This is a genomic window from Paracoccus maritimus (assembly GCF_025195095.1).
Lineage (GTDB): Bacteria > Pseudomonadota > Alphaproteobacteria > Rhodobacterales > Rhodobacteraceae > Paracoccus > Paracoccus maritimus.
Genome location: NZ_JANAVZ010000006.1, coordinates 31,830 through 52,613 on the forward strand (window position 1 = coordinate 31,830; position 20,784 = coordinate 52,613).

Sequence of the window (20,784 nt, forward strand, 5' to 3'; positions counted from 1 at the left end):
GTCACGGCCCGTAAAGGCTCCAGAAAAACAGGCGCAGCTTGTCGCTGCGCCGATAGCCTTCGAAGTTCGCCTTGAATGCCTCGTCCAGCAGCGATGGCTGCGACAGGACAAGTTCGGACAGCACCCGCGAAAAGGTCATCAGCAGCCGCGCCTTGTCGATGCCGACGCTGTCGGCATTGCGCATGAACAAAACATATCGATCATCGCTGTAGGTCGTGGTCGCGGGCTCGGGCTTGCAGTCAGGATCGCCGTAGATCAGCAGGGCGCGGTTCACGATTTCCAGGTCGCCGACATAGTACTGAAGCGGGTTGGAATCGCCCGATGGTGCCGCGCAGAAAGCCTCGACCGCGGCCTTGTGGGTCGGCGAAAGGCGGACCTTCTCGTTGCCGTCCGTGGCCGCACCGGGATTGTACAGATAGCTTAGCAGGTCATCGCGAAAGCTTGGCCATTCACCCGCGTCCAGAATCCGCCGGATCCCGTGATCGATGGCCGTGGTGCTGCCGACGACGTTGATGCGGAAGTTTCCGGATCCGGTGTTCTGGTTTCTTTCCCGCTTTCTTGCGGCATAGCCGACCCCCGAAAGATACAGCGGCAGCGAGGCGGTGTGGTCACGCAGCCGTTCGCGTGTTGCCGTGGCGGGATCGCATAGAAGGTCGATCGAAGGATCGCCGCCGCCGGGTATCTCTCGCAGCATCTGGAAACGGGATCCCGCCGTCACCTCGACCGGCACGACGTTGAAGGCCGGCTGGTCGTTCCGGTCGCGCATCACTTCCAGCACCCGATCACAGATATAGACGATATAGCCTGAATATCCCGCGTCCCCCAGCGGACCGGTGCCCTTGCCGGATGACACAAGCATCTGATCGGGCCGGTATGAAAAAGGCGGCGCATCGGCCCGAACTCCGACATACAGAGTCGGCAATTCCGGCTGCGCAGTGTCGTCGGCGGGTTGCGCGCAGGCGGGCGCCGCGATCAGCGCCAGGATCGCAAGGGCGGCCCTCATCCCTCACCTGCCACGGCGGCCGCCGCCAGATGCTTGCGCTTTTCCGACATCTCAAGAAGACCGGCGTAAGAGATCAGGAAGATCGCCAGCGGCATCAACAGGAACAGCGCCTCGCGCAGATACCAGATGGCCCACGCCCATCCCTCCTGCGCCGAGGTGAAATTCGGAACTGCGATCAGCACACAGATCAATGCCAACACCACCGCGGGCACCAGCGCGGCCAGCGTCACAAGGATGGTGCGGCTGGCAATCAAATTGTCATGCTGATCGGTGGCGATCAGAACACCCAGCGACACACAGGCACCAAGCGGCGCAAAGAACAGCAGATAGCGCCACTTGTCCTGAAGAAAGTCGCGCATCTGATCCATCGTGGCGACATAGCCGAAGGCAAGATCCTGCAGCAGCAGCGCCAGTCCGACGAAGGCCATGCCGACGACGCCGGGCAGCACCACCGTCCCGACAAGACGCGAAACCGGTGGAAATCGCGGGTTCCACGCGGCCCATTTGCCCTGTTCGCGCCGAATGTCGCGGATCAGCAGCGCGAAGAACCCGCTGAAGAAACTCAAGGCGGCGCCGGTGATCGCAAGTCCGATCGACTGCGTGACAATGGACTTCAGGACATCCGGCGGGAATACCCCAAGGCCCAGGACAAAGCGCACGAAAAGCCAGTAGATGAACGATGCCGCAAGGAAGGATCCCATTGCACAGGCCAGCGTCGCCCCTAGCAATGCGTCGGCATTCGCTTCTTCGTTGCTGCGCAGATGACCGTTCAGACGCCCGTAAAGCCGGTCGCGCGGGTTGTTGGGCTGGGCGGGCAGTGCCGTCAGTGACCTGCCGTTCCGAATGAACTGAACCGCGAAGATCGCCTTCATGTTCTCGCACAGATCGACCGCGGCCTGGTAGAATCTGGTCTGTGCCTCGGGGCTGTCCGTCTTCAAACCGTCCAGATCCTCGCACAGTTTCTCGTAGGATTTGACCAGAAGATCGTGCACGTCGGAAAGCGATTCGGTGGTCGCGGTGCTGAAAAAACGGTACCGGCCAGCGCCGATCACCGCCGCATGCAGCACATCGATCTGCTTCAGAAAACCGCGCAGATCCTGTCGGTCCGACGGCGTGTTCCAACCGGCGCCGTCGGGAAAGCGATGGTCGAAGCCCGACAACAACCGGAACCTGTCACGCGCCGGCGCCGCGGAATCCAGGTAATCGGGAAATTCGAACCGGTCCAGATCCTCGACAATTCGGAAAACACCATTCGGGATATTGGCAGCGCGATGCGCGACGCTGCGAATGAATCTTTCCAACGGGGCCAGAACCCCCGATACCATCGCCACCATGATGAGCGTCGCGATATAGAACGGCTTGCCAAAGTTCAGCCCGTTCACGGTCAGCGAATTATCCGGCAGGAAGCTGCTGCCGGTCGGACCCGCATGCTCGCCCGAAAGCGCGACGAACATCTGAAGCAGCTGTTCGGATCCAAGCAGACCAGCATAGATCAGCAGATAGATGCCCACATAGAATGCCGCGCCCCGGACCCGTTCCCCCAGCGTGCACAGCGCGCCGATCTCGACCCCGCGCAGGATCGAGAAGCGATCGAAAGCAACGCTTTTGCCGGGTTTGCGAAACTGTTGAACCGACTCGACCGTCAACACGATCGCTCCGGCCAGACAAGCTGCCAGATATGCGGGGTTCATGGTTTCTGTCTCAGATGCAGGTCTGCACTTCGGGATTGCATGGCCCCGCACCGATCCGCGCCTGAGACGGTTGCGGCGGAACGGTCAGGACGACGAAAACGAAGACCAACGGGATCAGGTAAAACATTTGCATGGCAGCACCTTTTAAAGACCAAATCATATTATAATAGAAAATGGTTTATTTACAGACTTATTGCGCGACGTCGAATCAATATATCGGATGAAAAATATATTGCATCGCAATATCTCGGCGCGTCCGAAACACCTGCCGACTTCGATCGATATCCTGGAATGATGCAACCCGTGCGCGATTCGCGTCGCCGCAGGTCGTCCCGCATGCACGGCGTCGCACAAGGCCCTCCTCGCGCAGCCCTGTATTTATACTTGTAATTTTTACATTACACTTGTATCAGATTGCCCGTGCGGCGCGCCACGTCGATGCCGCCAACAGGAGGAGCGCCCTGACCGGGCGCATGTATCTGGGAGGAATATCCATGAGGAAACTGGCCACCATGCTGGCCGGTGTGGCCATCGCCATGCCCTTGGCCGCCGCCGCGCAAGACGCCGCAGGTACCGCCAAGAAGGACAGCTATCGCTTTCTGATCGTGCCGAAGGTCGTCCATCCGTGGTTCGACAAGGTGAATGATGGCGCCCAGATGGCCGCCGAGGCGCTGCAGGCGCAGACCGGCGCCGATATCGAGATCGTCTATTCCGCGCCGCAGACCGCTGATGTCGTGCAGCAGGTGCAGATCGTGGAAAGCGCGATCTCGACCCGTCCGGACGGCATCGCCATCGACCTTCTGGATCCGTCCGGCAATCGCGGTTCGCTGGAAGCCGCGCAGGGTCAGGACATTCCACTGGTCATCTTCGATTCAGTGCCGCCCGAGGGAATGGACATTCCCTATATCGGGTCGGATTTCTGCGAGCAGGCCAAGATCGCCTCGCGTCGCCTGGTCGAGGTTCTGGGCGGCGAAGGCGAGGTCGCGATCATGATGGGCGTGCCGACGGCACCGAACCATTCGATCCGCGCCGAATGCCACCGCGAGGTGTTTGCCGAACACGAGGGCATCACCGTCGTGGCCGAAGGCATCGACAATGACAGCATCGAGATCGCCCAACAGCAGGCCGCTGCGATCATGCAGGCCAATCCCGACCTGAAGGGCTGGGTCGCATCGGACGCCGCCGGTCCCATCGGCATCGGGCAGGCGATCGTCGAGGCTGGCAAGGAAGATCAGGTCACGCTGGTCGGGTTGGACAACCTGCCCGAGATGCTGGACATGATCCGTTCCGGCGTAGCCGACAGTTCGTCGGCCTCGCAGCCCGAATTGCAGGGCTACTGGTCGGTGATGCTGCTTTGGGCACAGGCCACCGGTGCGCCGGTTCCGGATTACCTGGACACCGGCAATGCGTTCCTGACCAAGGACAACGTGGACGGCTGAACGATCCCGTCGCGGCCGGCGCAGACCCGGCCGCGGCCAACAGCCGTGGGAGGAAACATGGCCTATCTGGAGGCACGCGGCCTTGGCCGGGATTTTCCCGGCGTGACCGCGCTGGACGAGGTCGATCTTTCGGTCGAACTTGGACGGACCCATATTCTGGCCGGCGAGAATGGCGCCGGTAAATCGACGCTGGTCAAGATCCTGACCGGATCCGACCGCGCGACACGTGGCAGCATCGCGATCGACGGGCAGGACCCGCTGGACCATCCCGATCTGTTTCGCAACATCGCCTATGTGCCGCAGGAATTGTCGCTGTTCGCCGATGTCAGCGTGGCCGAAAACCTGTTCATGCCCTTTGACCGCACAGGCCATGGCGGCATCGTCAATCGCCGCCGCATGGAGGCCGAGGCACAGACTTATCTTGACCGTTTCGGAATCGACGCGAAGCCATCCGATCTGGTTCGCCATATCTCGGTCCCTGATCAGCAATTGCTGCAGATTGCGCGGGCTTCCACGAATCACGACATGAAGGTGCTGATCCTTGACGAGCCGACCTCGGCCCTGACCGCACTAGAGGTTCAGCGCGTCTTCAAGGTGATCCGCGGATTTCTGGATCGCGATCACGCCATCGTCTTCATCTCGCACAAGATGGAAGAGGTGTTCGAGATCGGCGACGATTACACGGTTCTGCGCAACGGCAAGAAGGTCGATGCGGGGCGTGTCGCCGAGATCGACGAGCCGGGGCTGATCCGCGCCATGTCAGGCCGCGAGGTGGCGATAGATCAACATTTCCGTCCCGCCTGCCCCGTCACCGACACGATCATGACGGTCGAGAACCTGTCCGGGCACATGTTCGACGATGTCAGCTTCGATCTGAAACGCGGCGAGATCCTTGGATTTGCCGGGCTTGTCGGGGCGGGACGGTCGGAGCTAATGCAAAGCATTTTCGGCTTTCGCAAGGCGACCGCGGGCCGGGTGCAGGTCGAGGGGCGCGACTGGCGCCTGCATGACACCGCATCGTCGGTCGCGGGCGGGATGCTGTATCTGTCCGAGGAACGCAAGCAACACGGGATCTTCCCGCTGCTGTCGCTGCGCGAGAATATCGGGTTGTCGGTGCTGTCTCTGACCTCGGGCGCGGCAGGCATCGATTTCGGCAAAGAGCGCGGCATTGTCCGACAAGTGATCGACGACTACGGAATCAAGGCCTCAGGTCCCCGTCAGCGCATCTCGAACCTTTCTGGCGGCAATCAGCAAAAGGCGATCATCGGCCGGGCCATGGCCACGACGCCGCGCATCCTGATCTTCGACGAGCCGACCAAGGGCATCGACATCCGCACAAAGGCCGAGATCTACCGGATCATGAAGCAATTGGCCGAAGACGGGGTGGGCATCATCCTGATCTCATCGGAAATGACCGAGCTGCGCCGCTGTGCCAGCCGTATCCTGACCATGCATGGTGGGCGCATCACCGGCGATTTCGACGCCGCGTCCACCGATACCGAAACTCTGGTCGGGGCGATCTTCGCCACCGGCACCGGGTCCGAACAGGCCCGCGAAGACGCAGAGGCTTCCCATGCCCACTGATACAACCGCACAGGCGCGCGCACCCTCGGCGCTGTCTATTCTGATCCGCAACCCGCTGGCCGGTGTCTTCGTGGCGCTGACGGTGATCTTTGCGATCTCGGCGCTGATCTCTCCCTACTTCCTGACCGGATACAACATGTCGGTCATTGCCCGCGGACTGGCGTTCGTCGGGCTTGTGACCATCGCGCAGTCATCGCTGATGATCCTGGGCGAACTGGACCTTTCGCTTGGAACCATCGGCGGACTGTGTGGTGTCGTGTCGGGAATGCTGATGGTTCAGGCCGGACTGCCCTGGGGCGTCGCCCTGGTTCTGGCGCTGATGCTGGGAATGGCTCTTGGCTTCGTGAACGGCTTTCTGGTCACCTCGCTGGGGCTGCATTCGCTGGTCCTGACCATCGGCACGGCCGGAATCTATGGCGGCGCCATTCTGGTGCTGACCAAGGGCGTGGCGATCACCGGCATTCCGCAGGGCATCCAGTTCCTGGGCCGTGGCGACGTGCTGGGCCTGCCGGTACCGTTCCTGATCATGCTGGTGGTTCTGGCCATCGCCCTGTTCCTGACCCTGAAGACACCGATGGGCCGCTATATGTATGCCATCGGCAACAACGCGGCGGCGGCGCGGATGCTGGGCATCCGCGTGGACCGGATCCGTTTGCTGGTGTTCACCTTCGCCGGGATGCTGTCGGCGCTGGCGGGGCTGTTGATGGTGGCGCGGCTGGGAACCGCCCAACCCTCGATCGGGCAGACCTGGGTGCTTGCGCCCATCGCTGCCGCCGTGATCGGCGGGGTTGCCACGACCGGTGGCATCGGCTCGCCCCTTGGTGCGATCTTCGGCGCGGGCATCATCGCCATCATCGAGAACATCATCGTGCTGTTCGGCGTCTCTCCCTATTGGCAGGGCGTCGTATCCGGTGCGATCGTCGTTCTGGCGATCTCGTTCGACGCGCTGTCGCGCCGCTATCTTCGCCGTGACGGCGCCTGACCTGACGAAGTGGAATTTCCCATGACCAAGACAAAGAAACTGATCAACGCGCCCGAGGACATCATCCCGCAACTGATCCGCGGCATGGTCGCCGCGCATCCCGACATGCTGACGGTGGAAGGTGGTACCGGCCGTGCCATTGTCGCGGTGGACGGGCCGCGCGACGGCAAGGTCGGCATCGTCATCGGCGGCGGTTCGGGACATGAACCCGCCTTCGCAGGCTATGTCGGACGGGGACTTGCCGATGCGGCGGCGGTCGGCAACATCTTTGCCTCGCCTTCGCCCGAACAGATCCTTGACGCCGCGCGCGCATCCGATGGCGGTGCCGGCGTCCTGTTCCTTTACGGGAACTACACCGGCGACGTGATGAACTTCACCATGGCCGCCGAGGAATTGGAGGCCGCAGGAACCCGCGTCCGTCAGGTGCAGGTCGCCGATGACGTGGCCTCGGCCCCAAGGGATCGCCGCAGCGAACGTCGCGGGATCGCCGGCGATTTCTTCGTCTTCAAGATCGCCGGTGCCGCCGCCGATCTGGGCGAGCCGCTGGCGCGGGTCGAGGCGCTGGCACAGAAGGCCAATGATGCGACCCTGTCAATGGGGGTGGCACTGGGCGCCTGTTCTTTGCCCCAGACCGGCAAGCCGAATTTCGAAATCGGCGATGACGAAATGGAAATCGGCATGGGCCTGCACGGTGAACCCGGCATCCGCCGCGAGAAGCTGGCCCCCGCCGATCAGGTTACCGACGAATTGCTGGATGCGATCCTGACTGAGATGGCTCCGGCCACGGGCGACCGGGTGGCCGTTCTGGTCAATGGGTTGGGATCGACATCGCTTGTCGAACTTTACATCATCTTCGACCGACTGAAGCAGGTGCTGGACCAGCGCGGCGTCGAGATCCACCATTCATGGGTCGGCGAATACGCAACCTCGTTGGAAATGGCGGGCGCTTCGATCACGCTGATGAAGCTGGACGACGAACTGACGCAGCTTCTTGACCATCCCTGCCGGACGCCGGCGCTGACCGTGGGCGCCGTCGAGGGCGCGGCTGCGGGCAGTGCGCGATCCGCACGCAAGACAGCACAGGCCACCGATGCGCCGACCAAGGCGCAGGCCATGACCGACCTCAAGCGTGACGGCGCGATTACCCCGGCGATATTCCGGGCCATGATGCATCGCGCCGGGGATGACATCATCGCGGAACGTGACTGGCTGTCGGAACTGGACGGCGTCATCGGCGACGGCGACCATGGCGTGACCATGGAAATCGGCTGGAAGGCAGTTCAGGGCGCGCTGTCCAACGCCCCCGACAACGAAACCATCGAAGGCAACTGCAAACGTATGGCCAAGGCGTTTCTGGATGCCGTGGGCGCCTCGTCGGGGCCGCTTTATGCGACCGCTTTCTTGCGCGCGGGCGCAGCGGTCAGCGACCGGTTGAACCTTGACCCGCCTGCGTTGGCCGCGTGGCTGGCGGCGGCCCTGCAGGGTGTTCGTGACCGGGGTCGGGCCGAGCCGGGCGACAAGACCATGATCGACGCCTGGGCCCCGGCGGTCGATCGTGCGCAGCAGGCAGCCCTGTCGGGATCCGAGCGTGACGTGATCATGGCCGCCCGCGACGGCGCCGAACAGGGAATGAAAGCCACCGCCGAGCTGGAATCGCGGCGGGGCCGGTCGGCCAAGCTGGGCGCGCGTTCGATCGGGCATATCGATCCGGGCGCGGCCTCGACATGGGTCATCCTGCGGGCAATGGCTGCCGCGCTGGAAGAAGCAAAGACGACGGTCTGATCCTTACCGTGGCCCCGCCATCAGGGCGCGGGCCACGGATTCGTTGGTGACCAGTCTGTTCACATATCCCGCGCGCAGTATGGCGCGGATGATCTGCACCTTCTCGATCCCGCCAGAAACCAGTATCGACATCGGCTTCAGCTTCAGTTTGTCGGGGCTGAGCGCGATGATCGACTCGTTCAGGAAATGATCCACCGGCCGACCATGCGAGTCCAGAAAGCAGCCCAGGAACTCGCCCACAGCGCCACGTCTGACCACATCGTCCAGATGATCCTTGACCACCCTGATCTGGGTCAGCGTCGTGTCTTCGGCCAAAGGTCCGCACGAGGTGATGCCCAGATCGGCGATCTCGGTACGGGCCAGCACATCGGTCAACTCGTCGATCAGCAGCAGCGTTTCCCGGCTTTCGGGCGAGGCGCAATACAGCGGCGCAGTCAGATAGTGGCATTCGACGCCCAGCTTGCGCGCGAAGCTGGTCGCGACCTCGAATGTGTTCGTCCCCGATGACCGTGTGACCCCGCCGGTCAGCCCGACCACCCAACTGTCCGCATGCGGTCGTGCATTCAGCCTGCGGACAGCGAAGCTGAGCGTTCGGCCCGTCGCGATGCCGATGCCCAGATCACGCCCCTCGATCAGCGCGGCGGCCATCGCCCCCGCCGCCTCGCCGATGACCCGCTTCTGTTCCAGATAGTCCGGAACATCGGGCACCACCAGGACGTCGGCCAGGCCATAGCGCGCGGCGACCGCCTCGGCCAAGGCGATGCAATCGCTCAGCGGCAGCGTGACCTCGATCCGCACCGCGCCATCCTCGCGCACCTGGCCGATGATCTTGTTCACCCGCAGGCGGGTCATGTTCATCCGCTCGGCGATCTGCTGCTGGGTCAGTCCGCCGACAAAATAGAACCAGGCCACACGGGCGCGCTCCAACTGTTCCGGCAGGGCTTCGATCGGGTCGTCCATGGTCGCTTCATCTGCATGGCCGGAACGAAGGTCCGGCGGTTCTGATCTAGCGACTACAGGTCGGCGCATGTCCCGTAAAGCACGCCGCGACCGATGTCGGGGTCAGCATACCGGCGGCCTCGCTCAGTCCGCGCTGGACGGGCGGATGATCAATTCCGGCTCGGGCGCGACAAAGGCGCTGTCGCGACCTTCGATCCGGGCAAAGATGGTTTCGACCGCCAGTTCGGCAACACGATCCAGATGCAGGTTGACAGCGGTCAGTTGCGGCTGCGCCAACTGCGCGCGCATCCCGTCATAGCGCGTCGCCAGACGCATGTCCGCGGGCACGTTCATACCCAGTCGGCTCAGCGCGGTCAGCGTGCCGGTCGCCAGCGCATCAACCGTGACCAACAGCCCGTCGAGGCCGGGCGATTGGCGGATCAGTCGCGCGGCCTCGATCTCGGCAAGGGCCTCGCCGCCACTTTCGTCAAGGCGGAGTGTGACAGGCCTCATATCGTGAGTCGCGGCGAAATCGGCATAGGCATCCTCGGTTTCCTCATACGAGGTGCGGCGCTGTGCGCCGGTGATCAGCCCGATACGACGGCTGCCGGCCTGCCACAGATGATCCAGCAGCATGCATGCCGTCCGCCGGGAATGCAGGTCGATCGCGGGGATGTCGGGCCGCCCAGGGACCTTGCCGATTGACACGACGGGCGTGTGACGGGATTCGAAATAGCCAATCAGCGCGTCATCCCGCGCGGGTTCGACGACGATCACGCCGTCGAAACCCAGACCGTCCAAGTTTCCGCCGGGTGCCAGTGGCGGGATCAGGCAAAGTGCCATGTTCCGCCCAAGTGCGGTCATCGCCGCGGATGCGGCAATTTCCATCAGGAAGCCCAGGCGCGACGGGCCCGCTGCAACCGCGAACGGCATCGAGGACGCCAGCCCGATCGTGCCGGTCCGTCCGCTGCGCAGGCGCTGCGCGGCCTGATTGGGCCGATATCCCATCTGTTCGGCAAGGGCGACGATCCTTTCGCGGGTCTCGGGATCGACCTTCCGGCGGCCGCTGAAGGCATGGGATATCGTCGTGGGCGACACCCCCGCCGCCTTCGCAAGATCGATGATCGTAGGTTTGCGCACGCCGCCCCCGCAACTTTTCCGCACCACAGAACCCGCAGTTGCCCGGAAAAGCAACACTTGGGCAAACAAGATCACAAAACGTTTTGCACGAATCGCGAGCCATGCTAATGAGCGTTTATGCAAAACGATTTGCATCAATAAGAATCAGTCTGGATCAGCAACAGGGAACACTTCGCATGTCCTTCACCGAAACCCCGCACTATGACGGCGACCCCGTCGATCAGGTTCTGCCGATGCGCAGTCTGATCCTTTACGGCCTGCAGCATGTGCTGGTCATGGCCGCCTCACCGATCACCGCCGTCTTTCTGGTCGCCCAGACCCTGGGCTTCGACACGGCACTGACCGTCAGCGTCATCAGCGCCACTTTCCTGGTCTGCGGGCTGGGCTCGATCCTGCAAAGTTTCGGGCCGCGCGGCTTTGGCGCGCGCTTGCCGTTCATCATGGTTCCTGGCGGCGCCCCGATCGCGATCTTCCTTGCCATCGCGCTGCAGACCGACGTGCAGACCGCCGTCGGCGCGGTGCTGATGACTTCGGTCTTCTATTTCGTGGCCTTGCCGGTGTTCCGGCGCCTGTTGCGGTATTTCCCGCCCATCGTCGTTGGCACGATGCTGCTGCTGGTCTCGGTCAATCTTGTCCGCATCTACGGCAGCACGATCACCGGCAAGCCCGGCAGCGACAATTTCGCCGATCCGCTGAACGTGGGGCTGGCGCTGGCGACCATTGCACTGACGGTCGTCTTCGCCTGGGGCTTTACCGGCACGATGCGCCGCATCTCGGTGATGCTGGGGCTCGTGGCAGGCACGGTGCTGGCCGCAATCTTTGGCCAGATCGACCTGTCCGGCGTCGCCGGTGGGCCGCTGATCGCCGTGCCGCACCTGTTTCCGTTCGGCATGCCCAAGTTCGACATCATCGCCGCACTGCCGCTGATCGTGTTCTCGATCATCTCGATGGCCGAGGCGACCGGGCAGACCATCGCCACCGCCGAAATCGTCGGCCGGCGCGAGGATGCGCGGGGAATCGTGCCCCGCACCATCCGTGGCGACGCGGTCATGTCGCTGGTCGGCGGGTTGTTCGGCACGTCACTTATCATCACCTCGGGCGAGAATGTGGGCATTGTCCGCGCCACCAATGTCAAATCGCGCTATGTCACCGCGATGGCGGGGGTGATCCTGGTCCTGATCGCGTTGTTCGCGCCTGTGTCGCGGCTGGCATCGGCGCTGCCCGGCCCGGTGATCGGCGGGACCGCCGTGATCGTCTTCGCAATCATCGGCGTGATCGGCATCGACCTGCTGCGCCGCACAGATCTGCGTGAACACGGCGCGATGTTCACGCTGGCCTCGGGGCTGTCGATGGGACTGATGCCGATCCTTGTGCCGGGCATCTACAGCCAGTTTCCGCAATGGTCGCAAATGATCATCGGCAACGGGCTGGCCGCAGGAACCATCACCGCAGTGATCGTCAACGCCCTGTTCCAGCATGTGCGCCCGGTGGCCGAACCCAGCCTGCAGGAGAGTAACTGATGAGGGATCTTCCCGACAACCTGCTTGACCGTACCGAAATGCTTCTGGTCCCCGGCCGGATGCTGCTGGAGGACGGTCCCGCCACCGGCATGGCGGCCCTGGTCCGCGATGGCCGCTTTGCCGAGATCGCGCCAGTGGCGGAACTGACCGCCCGGCATCCCGGCCTGACGCCCGTCGCGCTGCCCGATCACCTGATGATGCCCGGCTTCATCGACAGCCACACGCATCTGACCCAGTCGCTTGGAAAGTCGCTGGTCTTCGGCGAGCCGTCAGAGATATTCCGTCGCATCTGGGTTCCGCTGGAGGGCAGTCTGGACCAGCGCATGGTCTATCTGTCCTCGAAGCTGGCGGCACTGGAATGTCTGCGCGGCGGTTTCACCTGCGCCGTTGATGCGGGCACCCGCTCGGCCGGGCAGCTTGATGCGCTGACGCGGGCCGCGCAGGAAACCGGCATGCGTTCGGTCATCGGACTGATCTGCAACGATCTGGGGGGTGCGGCCGACGTGCCGCCGCCCGACCGGATCGTCGCCCGCGCCGAAGCGCATCTTGAACGTTATGCCGACGATCCTCTGGTCCATTCGTCCCTGGCGATCTCGATCCCCGAGGTGGGAAGTGACCAAATGCTGGTGCGGATATCCGGCATGGCCGGCAAGGCCGGTGCGATCTTCCAGACCCATGTGAACGAACATCTGGTGGCGGTCGAACGCTCGCTTGTCGCCAATGGCCGCCGGCCGCTGGAGCATCTGGCGCATATCGGCGCGCTGGGGCCGCATGTCCTGATCGCCCATTCGACGCTGGTGACACCTTCCGAACTGAATATCCTTCGCGATACCGGCACGGCGGTTGCCTATAACCCCGTCGCCTCGGTCTGGAAGGGCAATGCCATCGCGCCGGCCCTGCAGATGGCCGCGCTGGGGATCCGGTTCGGGCTGGGAACAGACGGCACACGCGCGGACGGGTTCCGCCTGATGGACGCCGCCGAAACCTTGCAGCGTGCGGGCTATGGCCTTGCATCGGGCGACAGTTCTTGCGGCGGCGGCTGGCTGTGGCTGGATGCCGCGACCCGCATGGCCGCCGACGCCAGCGGGCTTGGAGCAGTGACGGGCCGCATCGCACCGGGCCTAGCCGCCGATTTCCTGCTGGTCGATCTGGATCGGCCGGAATTCACCCCATCGCACGATCTGACATGGGAACTGGTGCGCTATGGAAATCGCGACCAAATCGACGCGGTGTTCACGCAGGGAAGGTTGCGCCTGTGGCAGGGCTGGCCGGTTGACTGGGACGCCCGCGCCCTGCTGGCCGAGATCCGGGAAACCGCCGCGCACGCGATCGCCGGTGCGCCGATCACCCGCATCCACCCCACCGCCGACAAGCACCGCGTCGAGGCCATTGCGTGACCCTGTTCCTGATCCTTTCGGCGACGGTCTTCGTCGCCGCGTTCGTCCAGGGTGCCATCGGCATCGGTTTCGCCCTGATCGTCGCGCCGGTCTTCGGCATCCTTGCGCCAGAATATCTGCCGGTGACCCTGCTGATCTTGATGCTGCCGCTGAATTTCCACGTCGCCTGGCGCGAACGCGGCGATATCGACCGGCCCGGCGCCGGCTGGATCACGCTGGGGCGGTTCTTCGGAACCTTCGCCGGGCTGTGGATGCTGGCCGCCCTCAGCGGAAGCCAGCTGGGACTGGCGGTCGGCTGGTTCACCGTCATCGCCGCAGCCGTCGCATTGCTGGCACCCCGCTTCGACCCGAACCGACCTGCAGCATTGGGGGTGGGGCTGTTCACCGGCGTCACCGAGACCGCGACGGGGATCGGCGGCCCGCCGCTGGCGCTGCTGTATCAGCATGCCGCAGGCCCCGTCCTGCGATCGACCGTGGCGACCTGTTTTTTCGTGGGCGAGCTGATCTCGCTGGTCGTGCTTGCCGTGATGGGAATGCTGCAACTGTCGCAGGCCAGCGCCGCCCTGATCCTGATGCCCGCGGTTCTGGCCGGCAGTGCGCTGTCGCGGCTGACGCATGCCCATATCAGCGGCAAGGCGCTGCGGTACGGAGTGCTGATCTTCGCGGTGGTCAGCGGCTGTTTCCTGATCCTGAAATCCTGATCACATGATTGTGGCAGGCTTGGCATCGGCCCGCCCTGCTGCCGCGCCTCCCACCTTGGCGCAGCGCCTGACCGGTCATGTGCCACAAAAGCCGCTGCGATGAAGCACCGGCCCGACCCCACAGCCCTTGCCAAGGCCATCAGTGGCGTTGCCCACCCCCGGAAATCGTGGCAATAAGCTGGTCAAAACAGGTCGCAGAGGTTTCCGACATGACCGATTTCGCGCAGCGGCGCACCGTGATGGTGGATACGCAGGTCCGTCCCAGTGACGTGACCAAATTCCCCGTGATCCAGGCCATGCTGACCATTCCGCGAGAGGAGTTCGTTCCTCCGGCCAAGCGCGCGGTCGCCTATTCCGGCGAGAATCTGGACATCGGTCATGGCCGGGTCCTGCTGGAACCGCGCACCTTGGCCAAGATGGTCGATGCCTTGGATATCCAGCCACAGGACCTGGTTCTTGATCTGGCCTGTGGCTATGGATATTCGTCGGCCGTCATCTCGCGCATGGCGGAAGCCGTCGTCGCGATCGAGGATCACGAGGAAATGTCGGCCGAGGCTGAACGCCGTCTGGCCGAGGCCGGCGTGTTCAACGTCGCCGTCTTGAACGCGCCGCTGGCCGAGGGTGCGCCGAAGCAGGGACCATATGACGCGATCCTGATCGGCGGCGCCGTCGAAGAGGTGCCCGGCGCGATCATCGATCAGTTGAAGGAAGGTGGTCGTATCGCCGCCCTGTTTTCGGAAGGAAGACTGGGCGTGGTGCGGATCGGGCACCGCCTGAATGGCCGGGTGAACTGGCGCTATGCATTCAACGCGCATGCGCCGGTACTGGCCGGTTTTGCAAAGGAACGGGGGTTCAGCCTGTGACATTCGGGACATCGCTCCGCAGGCTGGCGGCAGGCGCCACGATGATGCTGTCGGCGGCATTGCCGGCCAACGCCGAAACGCTGGCCGATACGATGGTCGCGGCCTATCGCCATTCAGCCCTGATCGAGCAGAACCGGGCCGTGCTGCGCGCAGCCGACGAGGATGTCGCAAGCGCAGTCGCGCAGTTGCGGCCGGTGGTTCAGTGGGTGCTGGATCATTCGATCCAGCACAACGAAAGCAGACCCACCACGCGGTCAACCTCGCTGTCCCTGGGTGCCGAGCTGACGCTTTATGATTGGGGTCGTTCGCAGCTTGCCATCGACTCCGCCAAGGAACAGGTTCTGGCAACGCGCCAGGCGCTGCTGGGGGTCGAACAGGACATTCTGCTTGCCGCCGCACTGGCCTATTTCGATGTCTGGGAAGCCAAGGAACAGGTGGCCCTGCAACAAAACTCGGTCGAGGTTCTGTCCCGCGAACGTCAGGCCGCGCAGGATCGTTTCGATGTCGGTGAGATCACCGTGACCGACGTCGCGCTGGCCGATGCGCAACTGGCCGCCACTCAGGCGGCACTTGCAGCCGCCCAGGGGCAGCTGGAGGTGGCGCGCGAAGCCTATGTCGCCGCGACCGGACGTCGTCCTCAAAGCATCAACCGGCCGTCATCGTTGCCTGCCCTGCCGGGTTCCGTGGACGCGGCGCGTGGGATCGCCCAGAAAACCCACCCCGCCATTCTTCAGGCACAGCGGCAGGCCGCCGCGGCCGAGCTTGGCGTGGCTGCGGCCGCCGCCGAACGCCGCCCGTCCCTGTCGGCAAACGCCGGGGTCGGCCTGACCCGCGGCCCCGACCAGCTGAACAACTATGACAACCGACTGGGCGCATCGGTCGGGCTGGAACTGAGCCAGACCCTGTATTCCGGTGGCAGGCTGCCTTCGGCGCAGCGCAAGTCGATGGCAGCGCGCGATCAGGCCAGGGCAGCACTGCTGAACACCTCGCGGCAGGTCAGCCAGCAGGTCGGCGAGTTCTGGGCGAATATCGGCGTCGCGCGGGCGCAGATCCGGGCCATCGATCAGCAGATCTCAGCCGCGCAGCAAGCCTATGACGGCGTCCGCGAAGAGGCGCTTCTGGGCGCGCGCACCACGCTGGACGTTCTGGATGCCGAACAGTCCCTGCTTGAGGCGCGGGCCGACAAGATCACGGCTGAGGTCAATCTCCAGTTAGCACATTATCAACTTTTGGCTGCTATGGGTCGTCTTACGGTAGAACACCTGAACCTGGGGATTCCGACCTATGACCCATCCCAATACTACAACGCGGTGCGCAACGCGCCCAACACCACAAGCAAGCAGGGCGAAAGCCTGGATCGCGTTCTGCGCGCCATCGGCAAAGGAAACTGATCGGCGCGTGAAAGGCGGGCGTCATGTCTGATGCCCGCCTTCCGCAGGACGCGGCCCGCCTGTCCGAAGATATCGGGGACGTTCTGTCGGCAATCCGCCGACTGATTGCCGAGGACGAAGCCTTGTCCCTGGCCCGCGACCGGATCGGCGCTGGCCACGCCGACGCAAGGCGAGCGATCGACGAGGATGCGGCAGAATTTCTTGCCCGCAGACATGGTGGAAACGCGGCTCTTGCCCGCCGGATGGCCACAGGATCGGAACCCCAGAACGGCTACGATCGTCCGGCGGATCTGGCCAAAGCCATCTCGCCCGACGACGACATGGCCGTCAACCAGCCGACCGAAAATGGCGACCTTGCCTGGCCGCTTGGCGATGCCGCAAACGCGCCCGGCGCCGCGCGCCCCCGCCCCGTCGTTCCCGAAACACCGATCCTCGACACCCCGCAGCCACCGCAGCGCATCAGGAGGCATCTGGCCGCCGATACGCAGATTCCGGAACCCGGACGCGGTGATCTTCCCGAGGCGCGCAACGATCTGGTGCGCACGCTGTCACGTGCGCAGCACCAACATGACGGCGCAGAAAATTCGGGACGGTTTTCGCCCCCGCGGCTGAACATCGTGCCGCGTCGCGCGACAGAGGCCGCGCCTGCAACGTCGCCACTGCGGCTGGACAATACCCGGCGCGTCGCGGATGAGACGATGTCCCCGGTGCGCGAAGCGACCTCGGGGTGGCGCGGCTGGCTGCGCGCACGACCGCAGACAGAGACTGTAGAACAGGCTGACGATCAGCAAGACCCGACCCTGACAGCAATCGACGCACAGGATGAGGACGCCTTTGCCGAGGCATTCGACTGGAAAAGCCGGATGCGTCCGGAGTTGCCCGATGCCGCCCATTTCGCAAGCCGTCCCGGCGACGCTGAGGCCGCGACTTCGGATGCGGACGTCGTTGAAAGGGCCGTCCACCACCGTCAACGCGTGTCGGGTGGGGTGTCACTTCCCGACAATCTTGATGCCGGCGAGGCCCAGCACGTCGCCCGCCCCGCTGCCGGGACCGGCGAGGCGGCATTCTCGGACATGCTGGACGCGATGGCGAGCGACGACGCAGACGCGACGGCGTGCAAGAACGACGTCGCACCCCACGCCATCGCCCCCCAAAAGATCGCATCGGTCATGCCCGATGCGTCACATGGCAAGCAAGGCGATGATATGGGAAAGCTGGCTGGCGACGCTTCTTCGAGCCCGGCGTTCAGCGCTGCTGCGGAATCGCGCTATGACACGGTGACCGGCCTTTCGCCCGAGGACGAGGAACAAAGCATCCGCGACCTTCTACGCGACATGATCCAGGAAGAACTGCATGGCGAGCTGGGGCAGCGTTTCGCACGAAATCTGCGGGCCGTGATCCGGCGCGAAGTCGCTGCGGCGATTGACGATCAGATCGATCGTTTCTGATTTCGACAGGCGTAAGGCGGATCGAGCCCGTGCGACGCAGCCCGGTCCGGGAACGCCATCATCCCGCTTGCCGGCATGGACAGCACCCAAATCACGCCGGCCAGAAGACGTCCGGCCGGCGTCTTCGCCTCATGAAAAGGAACTGGCAGGCGCCGACCCGGCGATCAGCCCAGGTAATCTTCAGGATCAACGCTTTCAAAGCCCCGACGGACCTCGAAATGGACAAAGCCGCCGTCACCCGCGGTGCCCAGTGACTGTCCTGAAGACAACTGATCGCCCTTCGCGACATTCAGCGACGCCAGACCGGTATAGACCGTCATCAGCCCATCGCCATGACGCACGACCACGATCGGCACCCCTGCGGTATCGCGGGTGATCGCAGCGACCGTACCGCTGCCGGCGGCCTTGACCGAGGTTCCGGCAGGCGCGGCGATGTCGATGCCGTCATTCTTGCCCTTTTCATAGACCCGGATGATCGCCCCTGATACGGGCATCGCGAAACGCCCGCCGTCCGAAGCAGCAGTCCGGTCCGCGCCCATGTTCGTGGCAGGCGCATCGGGAACCGGTGCGGCAGCGGGTCTGGTATCCTGTTTGGGCAGCGCCTCGGCGGAGGATGGCGGTTTGGGGGTCGGACTGCCGGTGCCGGGCGCGGTTGTCACCTGCGCCGGATCGGGCGGTTTCTGACCAGCGACGGGGATCATCAACCGCTGACCGACGCGCACGTTCATGGATGAGGGCAGGCCGTTCCAGCTGGCCAGATCCTGAACGCTGACGCCGTATTTGCGCGAGATAGACCATGCCGTTTCCCCCGCCGATACGACGTGCTGTCCCGGCTGCGCGGTTGCGGCTGCGGGTGGGGTGCCACCACCGGATGGGGCATTACTGCGACCAGGAACGTCACGCTGGCGGACCCCCTGCCCGGCGAAAGGATCAGTCACAAGGCCGGTCGTGCTGGTGCCGCTCGCGGGCGACCCGGCGGCCACGCGGCGCGGCAGCACCAGTGTCGCGCCTTCCTCCAACGTGGCATCGATGGGCAAGGCGTTGTGACGCGCCAGTTCATCCGCCGTCAGACCAAGCCGCGATGCGATGCTGGCGGGCGTATCGCCGCTGCGTGCGATGGCAACCTGATAGTCCGGAAAGGAAATCACGCCTCGGCTGTCCGGCTGGGGCCTTGGCGCTGCCCGTGCCGCAGCATCCGCCGTATTCAGGGCACCGGGCATCCAGCGCCGCAGATCGGGATCGAAGCTGGCATTCGGCCCGCAAGAGGCCAGCAGCGCAAGCACGGCGCACCCGCCGGCAGCCAACAATGGTGTTCTGCTCATCCTGTATGTCCTCAAACTGCCTCTTGGCGGCGATGCGCGCCCTTGCCGGCGGGGGTCATGTCTGTCCCAACCCCTCGACCAGCGGAACAAACCGCACCTGCCGCAACTCGTCATATTCGAACCCGGCATCCGTCCGGGTCACCCGGATCAGTGTCTGAACCGCATCCGACTGCCCGACCGGCACGACCATGATACCGCCGATCTTCAATTGTGCCAACAGCGGGCCGGGCGGGTCTTCGGCCGCCGCAGTGACCAGAATCCGATCGAACGGAGCCTGATCCGGCAGCCCGCGCGATCCATCGGCGATCTGCGCGGTGATGTTGGGCAGGTCAAGCTGCCGGAAGATCACCTCGGCCTCTTGGACAAGCCGACGATGCCGGTCCACGGTATAGACGCGCCGGCACAGTCTGGACAGCACCGCAGCCTGATAGCCCGAGCCCGTGCCAATCTCCAGAACCGTATCGCGCAACCCTGGGGACAGCGCCTGTGTCATCAGCCCGACGACGGATGGTTGGCTGATGGTCTGGCCGCACGGAATCGGCAGCGGCGTGTCCTCGTAGGCCCGGTCCGCGAACTGTCCGCGAACGAACAGGCCGCGGTCGATCCGTTCCATCGCCTCAAGCACGCGGGGGTCAGTGACCCCGCGCGAACGCAGCTGGAACAGGAAACGCATCTTGCGTTCCGCGGTGCTGCCTTCGCCCTCGTCTTCAGGATCACTCATGACGCTTCGCTGGCCTCCGTTTCGCGGTCCAGCACCGTGGCGAGCCGGTCAAGCGAGGCGTGGCAGGTCAGATCTGCCCGCATCGGGGTAACCGACATGAAACCCGCCATGTTCTGCGCCACATCGCTGCCTTTGCGGGCGGATGCCTGCTGCGCCCCGCCCGAGACCCACATGAACCGGCGGCCATTCGGCGCGGTATAGGGCACAACGCTGAATCCGGTTCCCTGACGACGCCCCTGCGGTGCAACCCGCGTTCCGCGTACATCTGCCGCCGGAACCGGTGGAAAGTTCACGCTGTAGAACAGCCGGAAATCCTGGTCCGAACGCCAGTCGGCGTTATCCAGCAAATGCCTCACCAAACCTGCGCCGTGGCGTCGCGCGGCTTCGAACGGATCGGCAAGATTGGCCGTTTCAGGCCCCAGGTACTGCGACAAGGCAATCGCCGGCAGGCCCTGCAGCGCGGCCTCCATCGCGCCGCCGATCGTGCCGGAATACATCGCGTTCTCGCCCGCATTGTTGCCACGATTGACGCCAGACAGCACAAGATCCGGTGGCGTTGACGACATGATATCGGAAATCGCGGCCAGCACACAGTCGGCCGGGCTGCCCTCGGCCGCATAGCGACGGTCGGAAAGCCGGGCAACCATGGTGGGGTGGGAATAGCTGATGGAATGGGCCACGCCCGATTGTTCGAATGCCGGTGCGACCGTCCAGACCTCTCCATGCGGTCCGGCAAGATCGGATGCGATCTCGGTCAGAACCTCAAGGCCCGGCGCGTTGATGCCGTCATCGTTGGTGATAAGTATGCGCATTGCGGCCCCGCGCCTTTTGGATATGCGCCGGGATCCGGCACCCGGCGTC

The 20,784-nt window shown here is 64.1% G+C and carries 18 protein-coding genes; 10 read left to right on the forward strand and 8 right to left on the reverse strand.

Annotation, left to right across the window (positions count from 1 at the left end; all coding sequences use genetic code 11):
• Position 1: 1 nt before the first annotated feature.
• From MU516_RS11455 to MU516_RS11465, 3 genes are read right to left on the reverse strand one after another with little or no spacing between them, the layout of a single operon-like run.
• A complete protein-coding gene (locus MU516_RS11455; protein WP_260277343.1) occupies positions 2-1,003 on the reverse strand; it encodes a type 2 periplasmic-binding domain-containing protein in 1,002 nt (333 codons plus the stop codon).
• Positions 1,000-2,694, reverse strand: a complete 1,695-nt coding sequence (locus MU516_RS11460) for a hypothetical protein (protein WP_260277344.1) — start codon at positions 2,692-2,694, stop codon at positions 1,000-1,002. The genes MU516_RS11455 and MU516_RS11460 overlap by 4 nt, the downstream gene beginning before the upstream one ends.
• A 10-nt stretch (positions 2,695-2,704) precedes the next feature.
• Complete coding sequence (locus MU516_RS11465; protein WP_260277345.1) at positions 2,705-2,827, reverse strand: hypothetical protein; 123 nt, start codon at positions 2,825-2,827, stop codon at positions 2,705-2,707.
• A 361-nt stretch (positions 2,828-3,188) separates the two neighbouring features.
• On the opposite strand from MU516_RS11465, the gene MU516_RS11470 reads away from it, so the two are divergent.
• The 4 genes from MU516_RS11470 to dhaL are packed head-to-tail and all read left to right on the forward strand — an operon-like array spanning position 3,189 to position 8,481.
• Positions 3,189-4,133: a substrate-binding domain-containing protein gene (locus MU516_RS11470; RefSeq protein ID WP_260277346.1), complete on the forward strand. Its 945-nt coding sequence runs from the start codon at positions 3,189-3,191 to the stop codon at positions 4,131-4,133.
• A gap of 57 nt (positions 4,134-4,190) precedes the next feature.
• Positions 4,191-5,717, forward strand: coding sequence for a sugar ABC transporter ATP-binding protein (locus MU516_RS11475; protein ID WP_260277347.1), 1,527 nt, complete (start codon positions 4,191-4,193; stop codon positions 5,715-5,717).
• Positions 5,707-6,699: an ABC transporter permease gene (locus MU516_RS11480; protein WP_260277348.1), complete on the forward strand. Its 993-nt coding sequence runs from the start codon at positions 5,707-5,709 to the stop codon at positions 6,697-6,699. Before MU516_RS11475 ends, MU516_RS11480 begins: the two co-directional genes overlap by 11 nt.
• Positions 6,700-6,720: 21 nt before the next feature.
• Positions 6,721-8,481 carry a dihydroxyacetone kinase subunit DhaL gene (gene dhaL / locus MU516_RS11485; protein WP_260277349.1) on the forward strand — a complete coding sequence of 587 codons (1,761 nt, stop codon included), beginning with the start codon at positions 6,721-6,723 and terminating at the stop codon, positions 8,479-8,481.
• Positions 8,482-8,484: 3 nt separating this feature from the next.
• Here the strand turns inward: dhaL and MU516_RS11490 are convergent, their stop codons facing one another.
• The gene (locus MU516_RS11490; protein ID WP_260277350.1) at positions 8,485-9,441 is read right to left on the reverse strand and encodes a sugar-binding transcriptional regulator; all 957 of its coding nucleotides are present in this window, start codon (positions 9,439-9,441) and stop codon (positions 8,485-8,487) included.
• A 123-nt stretch (positions 9,442-9,564) separates the two neighbouring features.
• Positions 9,565-10,560 (reverse strand): substrate-binding domain-containing protein, encoded by a 996-nt coding sequence (locus MU516_RS11495; RefSeq protein ID WP_260277351.1) that lies wholly within the window; start codon positions 10,558-10,560, stop codon positions 9,565-9,567.
• 176 nt (positions 10,561-10,736) lie between these two features.
• On the opposite strand from MU516_RS11495, the gene MU516_RS11500 reads away from it, so the two are divergent.
• The 6 genes from MU516_RS11500 (at position 10,737) to MU516_RS11525 (ending at position 17,880) form a co-directional block, all read left to right on the forward strand.
• On the forward strand, positions 10,737-12,080 hold the full coding sequence (locus MU516_RS11500) for a uracil-xanthine permease family protein (protein WP_260277352.1): 1,344 nt from the start codon (positions 10,737-10,739) through the stop codon (positions 12,078-12,080).
• A complete protein-coding gene (locus MU516_RS11505; RefSeq protein WP_260277353.1) occupies positions 12,080-13,477 on the forward strand; it encodes an amidohydrolase family protein in 1,398 nt (465 codons plus the stop codon). Before MU516_RS11500 ends, MU516_RS11505 begins: the two co-directional genes overlap by 1 nt.
• Positions 13,474-14,178 carry a sulfite exporter TauE/SafE family protein gene (locus MU516_RS11510; RefSeq protein ID WP_260277354.1) on the forward strand — a complete coding sequence of 235 codons (705 nt, stop codon included), beginning with the start codon at positions 13,474-13,476 and terminating at the stop codon, positions 14,176-14,178. The genes MU516_RS11505 and MU516_RS11510 overlap by 4 nt, the downstream gene beginning before the upstream one ends.
• A 209-nt stretch (positions 14,179-14,387) precedes the next feature.
• Entirely contained in the window at positions 14,388-15,041 is a 654-nt protein-coding gene (locus MU516_RS11515; RefSeq protein WP_260277355.1) for a protein-L-isoaspartate O-methyltransferase family protein, read from the forward strand.
• Between the two features lie 41 nt (positions 15,042-15,082).
• Positions 15,083-16,432 (forward strand): TolC family outer membrane protein, encoded by a 1,350-nt coding sequence (locus MU516_RS11520; protein WP_260277582.1) that lies wholly within the window; start codon positions 15,083-15,085, stop codon positions 16,430-16,432.
• A 23-nt stretch (positions 16,433-16,455) separates the two neighbouring features.
• A complete protein-coding gene (locus MU516_RS11525; RefSeq protein ID WP_260277356.1) occupies positions 16,456-17,880 on the forward strand; it encodes a hypothetical protein in 1,425 nt (474 codons plus the stop codon).
• 164 nt (positions 17,881-18,044) lie between these two features.
• On the opposite strand, the gene MU516_RS11530 is transcribed toward MU516_RS11525, so the two are convergent.
• The 3 genes from MU516_RS11530 to surE are packed head-to-tail and all read right to left on the reverse strand — an operon-like array spanning position 18,045 to position 20,735.
• Complete coding sequence (locus MU516_RS11530) at positions 18,045-19,202, reverse strand: LysM peptidoglycan-binding domain-containing protein (RefSeq protein WP_260277357.1); 1,158 nt, start codon at positions 19,200-19,202, stop codon at positions 18,045-18,047.
• A gap of 55 nt (positions 19,203-19,257) precedes the next feature.
• Positions 19,258-19,923: a protein-L-isoaspartate(D-aspartate) O-methyltransferase gene (locus MU516_RS11535; RefSeq protein ID WP_260277358.1), complete on the reverse strand. Its 666-nt coding sequence runs from the start codon at positions 19,921-19,923 to the stop codon at positions 19,258-19,260.
• Positions 19,920-20,735, reverse strand: coding sequence for a 5'/3'-nucleotidase SurE (gene surE, locus MU516_RS11540; RefSeq protein WP_260277359.1), 816 nt, complete (start codon positions 20,733-20,735; stop codon positions 19,920-19,922). Before surE ends, MU516_RS11535 begins: the two co-directional genes overlap by 4 nt.
• Positions 20,736-20,784: the final 49 nt, after the last annotated feature.